This is a genomic window from Streptomyces sp. NPDC049627, from assembly GCF_044465645.1.
Lineage (GTDB): Bacteria > Actinomycetota > Actinomycetes > Streptomycetales > Streptomycetaceae > Streptomyces.
On record NZ_JBITLW010000001.1, the window covers coordinates 1,115,641 to 1,124,368 of the forward strand.

Consider the following 8,728-nt stretch of genomic DNA (forward strand, 5'->3'; position numbering starts at 1 on the left):
CCGCCTCGAACCGGTCGGCGCTCAAGGGGCTGACGTCCACGAAGGGTGCGCGGCCGAGGTACAGGTCGCGGACGACCTCGCCGACGGCCGGGCCCTGGAGGAAGCCGTGCCCGGAGAAGCCGGTCGCGTAGAGGAAACGGGACACGGAAGTCGCCTCGCCGATCAGCGCGTTGTGATCCGGGGTGACCTCGTACAGGCCCGCCCATCCTCCGGTGCGGCGCAGGTCGAGGAGGGCGGGGGCACGGCGTTCCATGGCCTCGGCCAGGCGGGGGATCCAGCGGTCGTGGGTGTCGGTGGCGAAACCGGGCCGCTCGTCGGGGTCGGACATGCCGAGGAGAAGGCCGGGGCCCTCGCGGTGGAAGTACAGGGTCGTGGTGAAGTCGATGGTCATGGGCAGGTGCGGTGGCAGCCCCTCGACCGGCTCGGTGACCGCGATCTGGCGGCGCAGCGGCACCACCGGCAGGTCGACGCCGGCCATCGCGCCGACGGCCCGTGACCAGGCGCCGGCCGCGCAGACGACCGTGTCGGTGGCGATACGGCCGATGGTCGTCGTCACGGCGGTGATCCGGTCGCCGCGCAGTTCGATGCCGGTGACGTCGGTGTGCCGTAAGATCCGTGCGCCGTACCGGCGGGCGGCGGACGCGTAGCCGTGGACGACGGATTCGGGGGTGCAGTGACCGTCGTCCGGCGAGAACGCGGCCGCCAGCAGGCCGTCGGTGGTGATCAGCGGGGACAGCCGCTGCGCCTCGGCCGGGTCGATCATCCGGCTCGGCACGCCGAAGGAGTTCTGCAGCCGGACGCCCGCCTCGAAGCCGGCGACCTCCTGCGGGGTCGAGAGCAGGAACAGATAGCCGACCCGGTGCAGCCCGATGTCGTACCCGGTCTCCTCCTCGAACCGGCCGAACGCCTCCAGACTGCGCGCCCCGAGCTGGATGTTGAGCTCGTCGGAGAACTGCGCCCGCACCCCGCCGGCCGCCTTCGAGGTGGACCCGGAGGCCAGCTCGTCCCGCTCGACGAGCACGACGTCCCGCACGCCCGCCCGGGCGAGGTGGTAGGCGACGCTGGTCCCCATCACGCCGCCTCCGATGACGACGACGCTCGCGTGCGTGTTCACACCTTCACCTTTCCTGCCTACGGGCCGGACAACGCCCTCAGGGGCGCGGGGAACTGCGCGACCAGCCACGACGGCGCAGCAGACGCCCGACGATCAATCGCGGCACTTCCTTCGCGACCCTTCCCAGCCGGCCCGTACGGGAATCAGGACAGGTGCGCCACCGCGTCCAGATGGGGCAGGTGATGGTCGAGCCGCTCCCGCTTCGTCCGCAGATAGGTGATGTTGTTCTCGCACGGCGGTATCAGCAGCGGCACCTGCTCGGCAACCTTGATGCCATGCTCCAGCAACGCCTCCCGCTTGCGCGGGTTGTTGGACATCAACCGGACGGAGTTGACGCCCAGGTCGTGCAGAATCTCCGCGGCGACTCCGTAGTCGCGGGCGTCCACCGGCAGGCCGAGCGCGAGGTTGGCCTCGACGGTGTCCAGGCCCTCCGCCTGCAGGGCCATGGCGCGCAGCTTGGCGAGCAGGCCGATGCCGCGGCCCTCGTGGCCCCGCAAGTACACGACGATGCCGCGTCCTTCGGCGACGACGGCGCGCAGCGCGGACGCGAGCTGGTCGCCGCACTCGCAGTGCTGGGAGCCGAAGGCGTCGCCGGTCAGGCACTCGGAGTGCAGCCGGGTGAGGACGTCCTGAGTGCCGATCTCGCCGTAGACGAGGGCCACTTGCTCGTCGCCGCGGTCGTGGTCGAGGTAACCGATCGCGCGGAATTCCCCGTACACGGTGGGCAAGGGGGCATTCACCACGCGCTCCACACCGGAACGCTGCGTCCGCTGTGCGGACTTCTTGCCGAGGACACCAATTTTTTCTGTCATGATTCTTCAGTTCCTAAGCAGAGACGAAAGGCCGGAAAAAGATGAGTGATTCGCAGACGCAGCCGGCGGCGCACTCGCTGGTGCCGGCGGACACCACCGAGGACGTACGGACGCGAGGAGCGGGCGTCTCACGACAGGTCGCGGTCCTTCCCGTCGGGAGCTTCGAGCAGCACGGTCCCTTCCTTCCGCTGGCCACCGACACGCTCGTCGCCTGCGCGATCGCGCGCGAGATCGCCGCCGTGCACCCGGTGCACCTCCTTCCGCCCGTGACGATCTCCTGCTCGCACGAGCACGCGGACTGGCCGGGGACCGTCAGCATCTCCTCCGTGACCCTTCATGCGGTGATACGGGACATAGCGGCTTCGCTCCGCCGGTCCGGCGTCGACGTCCTGGTGCTGGTCAACGGGCACGGCGGTAACTACGTACTGGGCAATGTCGTTCAGGAGTCCTCCGCGCGCGGCGAGCGGATGGCGCTGTTCCCTGCCCCGGAGGACTGGGAGGCGGCGCGGGAGCGGGCGGGGGTGGAGACCTCGCTGCTCACCGACATGCACGCGGGGGAAATTGAGACCTCCATCCTTCTGCACGCTCATCCCGAATTGATCCGACCCGGTTATGAGACTTCCGATTTCGTGGCGGACGACCGCCGTCATCTGCTGACCCTCGGTATGTCCGCCTATACCGATTCGGGTGTCATAGGCCGTCCTTCGCTGGGCTCCGCGGAAAAGGGGAAGCGGCTGCTGGCGAGCTTCGCTGATTCCTTCGGCGCGTATGTGTCACTGCTGACCTCCGCGGACGATTCCGTACGGGACACGACAGGCGCAAGGGCATAGCGGCCGGTCTCCGGGTCCGCCCCGGTGGCGGCGGACCCGGAGCCGGCGCGCAGACCGGAGTACCAACGGGCGACCAGGACGAGGGCACCGGGCAGGGCGGCCACGAAGCTGAGCACGCCGTACACGACGGCGACGGCCAGTCCGGTGTCGGCGCCCAGCCCCGCGGCGCCGAACGCCCAGGCGGTGACGCCTTCGCGGGGGCCGAAGCCGCCGACGTTCAGGGGCAGGCCCATGGCGAGCAGGGCGAGGACGGCGAGCGGCAGCAGGACGGCCACGGAGGCGGTGCTGCCGGCGACCCGGGCGGCGACCACGAACATCGCGAGGTGACCGGCGAGGACGACGACGGAGGAGACGGCGACGCCGGGCCCGTTGCGGCGGGACAGCAGGGCTTCCCGTGCCTCACCGAGCGTGCCGCGCAGGCCCGTCGGGTTCGGCCGGTCGCGCCGGGAGGGCGTGCGGTTCATGCGCACGGCGGTCACGACGGCGAACGCGCCTGCCGCGGCGAGCAGCAGGACGGGGGTGAGGTCCCGGGCCTCGTTCAGCACCGGTGACGGCATGGTCAGCAGGACCACGGCACCGACGGCGGCGAGGACGGCCTGCCCGGCCGTCCGCTCGAGAACGACCGTACGCACACCGCGCCCCAGGTCACCGGCGCTCTGCCCGTGCCGCACGGCCCGGTGCACATCGCCGAGGACGCCGCCGGGCAGGGCCGCGTTGAGGAACAGGGCGCGGTAGTAGTCGGCGACGGCCGGCCCGAGCGGCAGCCGGATCCGCAGCCCACGCGCCACCAGCTGCCAACGCCACGCGCTGCACACCGTGGTGACGGCCCCGATCCCGAGCGCCGCGAACAGCGCCGGCCCGTCGATCCGCCGCAGCCCGTCCAGGAACACACCGGTACCGAGCCGCCAGAACAGCACCACGAGGATGGCGACACCGATGGCGGTGCCCAGGTGAGTGCGGACGGTGGGGGTGTTGAGGCGGGACAGGACGGTGCGGACGGAGGCGCGCAGCGGCGTGCGGAGGCGCGGCGCGCCGGAGGTGGCCGCGTCCGGACGGGGCTCGGTGACGATGACGGCGATGCGGGAGGGGGAGACGGCTGCGGGGGTGGGGGTGGCCACCGTCTCCACGGTCATGACGCTCCGCCCGTCGGCCGGCACAGGGCCAGCAGGTCGCTGTGGTGGACGACGACGCGCAGGTCGCCCGCCTCGCAGGCGGCGAGCCGGTCGCGCAGGTAGCGGTCGGCGCGTTCGCGCAGTTCGGGGCGCTGTTCGACCGCCGCGCCGACCCAGCCGCGCAGCCACATGGCCATGAGCGCCGACTCGTCGGGGCCGAGGCGCCAGGGGCTGGGGTGGACCTGGACGGTCGCACCGCGCTCCGAGAACGCCTCGGCCGCCGCGGTGATCGCGTCCGGGCCGAGCAGCCCCGAACGCCGCTGGTGGGCGTTGAACGCCTCGGCGATCTCCGCGTCCAGCGGGTCGGACGGCGTGAGTTCGACGCGGCCGGCGACGGAGAGTGTCAGCAACGCCGGGCATCCGGCGCCCGCGCAGGCGGCGGCGAGGGTGTCGACCTCCTCGCGGGTGAGGACGTCGAGCAGCGCCGAGGCCGTCACCAGCGAGGCGCCGGCGAGGGCGTCCGGGGTGAGGCGGCCGACGTCGCCGCGGCGCGTCTCGACCGTGACACGGCTGCCGTCGGCGGCGGAGCGCGGGGAGGCCACGGCCGCGAAGTGCAGGAGGTAGGGGTCGCGGTCGTGCAGGACCCAGTGCTGGGCGCCGTCCAGGTGGGGCGCGAGCCAACGGCCCATGGAGCCCGTACCGCAGCCCAGGTCATGGATGACCAGGCCGGACCGTCCCGGCAGGTTGGCGAGCCGGATCCGCAGGGGGTCCAGCAGGTTGTGCGCCCGCGCGGCGGCATCGGCGTCTTCTCGCAGCTCCAGCCACTCCGGGGCATAGCGCGGCGGATCGTCGGGGTCGGCATCCCGGAGTCGTACGGTGGCCCGCTCGCCGGGACGGACGCTGGGCCCGGCCCCGAGAATCACGGCGTCCGCGTCAGCCGCCGCCGGTACGGATACGCCACTCATGCCGCTCCCTGCCGAAACGATCCCGCTCTCCACCACCGGCTCCCCGGCCGGAAGCGTCGTCCCGCTCTGTGTCACTGCCGTCTTCCTCATGCCGCCCTCCGGGGTTCGTTCGGCAGTCGGCCCAGTACCGCGGCCAGGCTGCGGGCCGTGCCGGCCCAGCCGTTCAGGGCGGCCCGGCGTCCGCGGGCCGCCGCCTTCAGCCGGCGTCGTACGTCCGCCTCGCCGAACCAGCCGCGCAGCTCCGCGGCGATCGCGGCCGGGTTCTCCGGCGGGACGAGGATGCCGGGGACGCCGCCGTCGGGGGCCCGGCCGACCGCCTCCGGCAGACCGCCGACGTCCGTCGCCAGCACGGGGATGCCGCGCGCGAGCGCTTCCGTCACCGCCATGCCGTACGTCTCGGCGTAGGAGGTCAGCACCATGAGGTCGGCGGCGTTGTAGCTGGCGTCGAGGTCGGCGCCGGCCTGCGGGCCCGCCAGGACCAGCCGGTCCTCGAGGCCGCGCCGCGCTATTCGGGACCGCAGATCGGCCACGTACCCGGGATCCTGGGTGAGTCCGCCCACGCACACGCAGCTCCACGGCAGGTCGGTCACCGCCGCCAGCGCCTCCACCAGCCGGTGCTGTCCCTTGCGCGGCGTCACGGCGGCGACGCACAGCAGCCGCGACACTCCGTCCGTGCCGGACGCCAGGGGCGCGATGTCGGCGCCGGGGGCGGCGACATGGACCCGGTCGGGGGCGAGGCCGTGGTGGGAGACGAGGCGGCGGACCGCCCAGTCGCTGGTGGCGATCACCGCGGGGACGGCCCGCAGCACCGTGCGTTCGCGCGCGTCCAGTTCCGCCGCGACGGCGGGCTCCAGTCCCGTCTCGTCGCCGAGCGGGAGGTGGACGAGGACCGCGAGGCACAGTCGTTCCGTCTCGGGCAGGATGACCTCGGGCACACCGCAGGCCACCAGCCCGTCGAGGAGGACGACCGTGCCGTCCGGGAACTCCCGCAGCGTGCGGGCGAGTTCCGCACGGGCCGCCGCGCCGGGGCGGGGCCAGCTGCCGTCCACCGCGTGCTTGTGGACCTGCCAGCCGAAGCCGGGCAGATCCAGACTCACCCGCCGGTCATAGGCGTTGCCGCCGCTCGGCGCGGTCTGGTCGTCGACGCCGCCCGGCATCACGAAGTGCACGGAGCGCAGGGACATGGGGATGATCTCGGCGTTCTTCAGGACGGAGTGCTGCACGGGCACATAGCCGAGCTTGACGTTGTCGGCCGTCGTCGGCTCCGGCTCGGCCGGCTTCTCCAGCGTCACGTCGGTCACAGGGCACGCTCATAACTCGCCCAGGCGACATGCGACTCGTGCAGGGTGACGGTGAGACCGGCGAGGCCCCTGGCGCCCTCGCCGAGGGCACCCTTCTCGATCCGCTCGGCCAGCCGGTCGGCGATGACCTTGGCGAGGAACTCGGTGGAGGTGTTGATCCCCGCGAAGTCGGGTTCGTTGTCGAGGTTGCGGTAGTTGAGCTCGCCGACCACGGCACCCAGTTCCTGCGTGGCCAGTCCGATGTCGACGACGATGTTGTCGTCGTCCAACTGCTCGCGCCGGAACGTGGCGTCCACCAGAAACGTCGCTCCGTGCAGGCGCTGCGCGGGTCCGAAGACCTCGCCGCGGAAGCTGTGGGCGATCATGATGTGATCGCGGACGGTGATGCTGAACAACGGACGACCCTCCAGGCGGTGCGCTCCTCATCCCCCGCTGATGGCTGCCGGGGACGCCGTGTAGTACGGCTCTTGGCTTCCCGTTGTTCAGCGGTCTCTCACTCTTTTCTCAGGTCAGGCGCTCTTGTCGTCCCGTATCGGTCGTCCCGTATTGAAGGAGTCCGTCAGGGCGTGTCCGGGTAGCTGACGCGATGGCAGAGCGCCGGGATCTCCCCGGAGGCGAGCTTCGGCATGATGTCGGGCAGTTCATCGAAGGCGCTCTCCCCGGTGACGAGGGCGTCGAGAGCCGGGTCGGCGAGCAGGTCGAGGGCGAGGGCGAGCCGGTCGGCGTACGTGCGGCTGGCGCGGCGGGCCGGGGAGACGGTGCCGACCTGGCTGCTGCGCAGGACGAGCCGCCGGGAGTGGAAGGCCTCGCCGAGCGGCAGGGCGATCTGCCGGTCGCCGTACCAGCTGAGTTCGAGGACCGTGCCCTCGGCGGTGAGCAGCTCCAGGGCGCGGGCGAGGCCCTGCTCGGTGGCGCTGGAGTGCACGACGAGGTCGCAGTCGCCGAGCGCCTCGTCGGGTGTGGCGAAGCCGGCGCCGAGCGCCTCGGCGACCTCGGCCCGGCCGGGGTCGGCGTCGACCAACTGCAGCCGTACGCCCGGGAAGCGGGCCAGCAGGGCGGCCACCGAGCAGCCGACCATGCCGCCGCCGACCACGGCGATCCGGTCGCCGACCAGGGGAGCCGCGTCCCACAGGGCGTTGACGGCGGTCTCGACGGTACCGGCGAGGACGGCTCGCCCGGCGGGCACGGAATCCGGTACGACGGTCACCGCGGCGGCGGGGACGACGTACCGGGTCTGATGCGGGTGGAGGCAGAAGACCGTGCGGCCGGCGAGTTCCGGGGGACCCTCCTCCACCACGCCGACGCTCAGGTAGCCATACTTCACCGGTGCGGGGAACTCGCCTTCCTGGAACGGCGCCCGCATGGCCGCGTACTGGCTCTCGGGGACCCCTCCCCGGAACACGAGTGTCTCCGTGCCCCGGCTGACCCCGGAGTACAGCGAGCGCACCAGCACGTCGCCCTCGCCGGGTTCCGGCAGGTCGACCTCCCGGATCTCTCCCTTGCCCGGAGAGCTGAGCCAGAACGCATGTGCGCTGCGGTTCATCGGGATCCTCCTGAACGATCTGCGGGCTGTCCACGTACCGAGGTGTGCACAGGTCGCGCACAGTACGCGGCCTTGATCGACTCTGTCACCTGGCCGGAGGAATGTGCGGTGGCCCTGAACAACACATACGACGCAAGGCTGGTCCAGCAGGAGACCGCTGTGGGAGCGGGCGTGCAGATCCTGTTGCTGGCCCTGCTCGGTTCGGCGATCGGCATGGGGCCGGCGGGCTGGCTCACCGGCCTCGCCTTCGCCATCGCCACGTGGGCCGTGCTCTCCCGGGCCCTGCACCGCTCCCGGCTGCGCTCCTTCGGCCCGGCCAACCGGGTCACCCTCGGCCGCGCGACGCTCGTGGGCGGCGTCACGGCGCTGGTGGCGGACTCCTTCGAGAGCTCACCGCCGGTGACGTTGTTCGTCGGACTGACGGCGGTCGCGCTGATCCTCGACGGCGTGGACGGCAAGGTGGCACGGCGCACGGGCACGTCGACGGCGTTGGGCGCCCGGTTCGACATGGAGGTCGACGCGTTTCTGATCCTGGTGTTGAGCGTGTACGTCTCGATGTCGCTCGGCCCCTGGGTGCTCCTCATCGGCGCCATGCGCTACGGCTTCGTCGCCGCCGCCCGTGTCTGGCCCTGGCTGAACGCCGCGCTCCCGCCGAGCACGGCCCGCAAGACGGTCGCCGCGATGCAGGGCGTGTTCCTGCTGCTGGCCGCGTCCGGCTATCTCCCCTACGCGGCGACGTTCGCGGTCGCGGCGGTGGCTCTGGCCGCGCTGGTGTGGTCGTTCGGACGGGACATCCTGTGGCTGTACCGGACGTCGCGGACGGAGCAGGTATCCGTGGCGGAGGTGCGGGAGCTGGTGGCGTCCTGAGTGGGTTGCGGGTTGCCTCCGGCGGTTGGGCGGGGGTGCCTGCGGCGGCCTGTGCGGGGTGAGTGGGGGTGCGCGTGATGCCTGCGGCGGCCTGTGCGGGTGGGGTGGGGGTGCGCGTAGCGCCTGCGGGCGGTGGGGGGTCGGGGCCGCGCCGGGGGGTGTCCGTCCTCGGTCGGGCGGTTGC

At 72.3% G+C, this 8,728-nt stretch carries 8 protein-coding genes and 1 pseudogene; 2 read left to right on the forward strand and 7 right to left on the reverse strand.

Annotation, left to right across the window (positions count from 1 at the left end):
* Together ACIBU0_RS04915 and ribA are read right to left on the reverse strand one after the other, a co-directional pair.
* A partial coding sequence (locus ACIBU0_RS04915; RefSeq protein WP_398811806.1) for an NAD(P)/FAD-dependent oxidoreductase occupies positions 1-1,072 on the reverse strand: 1,072 nt, incomplete at its 3' end.
* A 185-nt stretch (positions 1,073-1,257) separates the two neighbouring features.
* The gene (ribA, locus tag ACIBU0_RS04920; protein WP_398811671.1) at positions 1,258-1,926 is read right to left on the reverse strand and encodes a GTP cyclohydrolase II; all 669 of its coding nucleotides are present in this window, start codon (positions 1,924-1,926) and stop codon (positions 1,258-1,260) included.
* Between the two features lie 41 nt (positions 1,927-1,967).
* Between ribA and ACIBU0_RS04925 the strand changes: the two genes are divergently transcribed.
* Positions 1,968-2,756, forward strand: a complete 789-nt coding sequence (locus ACIBU0_RS04925) for a creatininase family protein (RefSeq protein ID WP_398811674.1) — start codon at positions 1,968-1,970, stop codon at positions 2,754-2,756.
* Positions 2,757-2,902: 146 nt separating this feature from the next.
* On the opposite strand, the pseudogene ACIBU0_RS04930 reads toward ACIBU0_RS04925, so the two are convergent.
* The 5 genes and pseudogenes from ACIBU0_RS04930 to ACIBU0_RS04950 form a co-directional block, all read right to left on the reverse strand.
* Positions 2,903-3,889 (reverse strand): annotated as a pseudogene (locus tag ACIBU0_RS04930) (lysylphosphatidylglycerol synthase transmembrane domain-containing protein); the annotation flags it as partial.
* Positions 3,886-4,833 (reverse strand): class I SAM-dependent methyltransferase, encoded by a 948-nt coding sequence (locus ACIBU0_RS04935; protein ID WP_398811677.1) that lies wholly within the window; start codon positions 4,831-4,833, stop codon positions 3,886-3,888. The gene ACIBU0_RS04935 and the pseudogene ACIBU0_RS04930, both read right to left, overlap by 4 nt.
* An 86-nt stretch (positions 4,834-4,919) precedes the next feature.
* The gene (locus tag ACIBU0_RS04940; protein ID WP_398811680.1) at positions 4,920-6,134 is read right to left on the reverse strand and encodes a glycosyltransferase family 4 protein; all 1,215 of its coding nucleotides are present in this window, start codon (positions 6,132-6,134) and stop codon (positions 4,920-4,922) included.
* A complete protein-coding gene (locus ACIBU0_RS04945) occupies positions 6,131-6,529 on the reverse strand; it encodes a 6-pyruvoyl trahydropterin synthase family protein (protein ID WP_398811682.1) in 399 nt (132 codons plus the stop codon). The genes ACIBU0_RS04940 and ACIBU0_RS04945 overlap by 4 nt, the downstream gene beginning before the upstream one ends.
* 164 nt (positions 6,530-6,693) lie before the next feature.
* Positions 6,694-7,677, reverse strand: coding sequence for a dehydrogenase (locus tag ACIBU0_RS04950; RefSeq protein WP_398811685.1), 984 nt, complete (start codon positions 7,675-7,677; stop codon positions 6,694-6,696).
* A 108-nt stretch (positions 7,678-7,785) separates the two neighbouring features.
* On the opposite strand from ACIBU0_RS04950, the gene ACIBU0_RS04955 reads away from it, so the two are divergent.
* Entirely contained in the window at positions 7,786-8,544 is a 759-nt protein-coding gene (locus tag ACIBU0_RS04955; protein WP_398811809.1) for a CDP-alcohol phosphatidyltransferase family protein, read from the forward strand.
* The last annotated feature ends 184 nt before the right edge of the window (positions 8,545-8,728 follow it).

Excerpts from the sequence above, each read along its gene's own strand:
- ACIBU0_RS04935 (WP_398811677.1), bottom strand. The coding sequence starts at position 4,833 with ATGAGTGGCGTATCCGTACCGGCGGCGGCTGACGCGGACGCCGTGATT.
- ribA (WP_398811671.1), bottom strand. The coding sequence starts at position 1,926 with ATGACAGAAAAAATTGGTGTCCTCGGCAAGAAGTCCGCACAGCGGACG.
- ACIBU0_RS04950 (WP_398811685.1), bottom strand. The coding sequence starts at position 7,677 with ATGAACCGCAGCGCACATGCGTTCTGGCTCAGCTCTCCGGGCAAGGGA.
- ACIBU0_RS04925 (WP_398811674.1), top strand. The coding sequence starts at position 1,968 with ATGAGTGATTCGCAGACGCAGCCGGCGGCGCACTCGCTGGTGCCGGCG.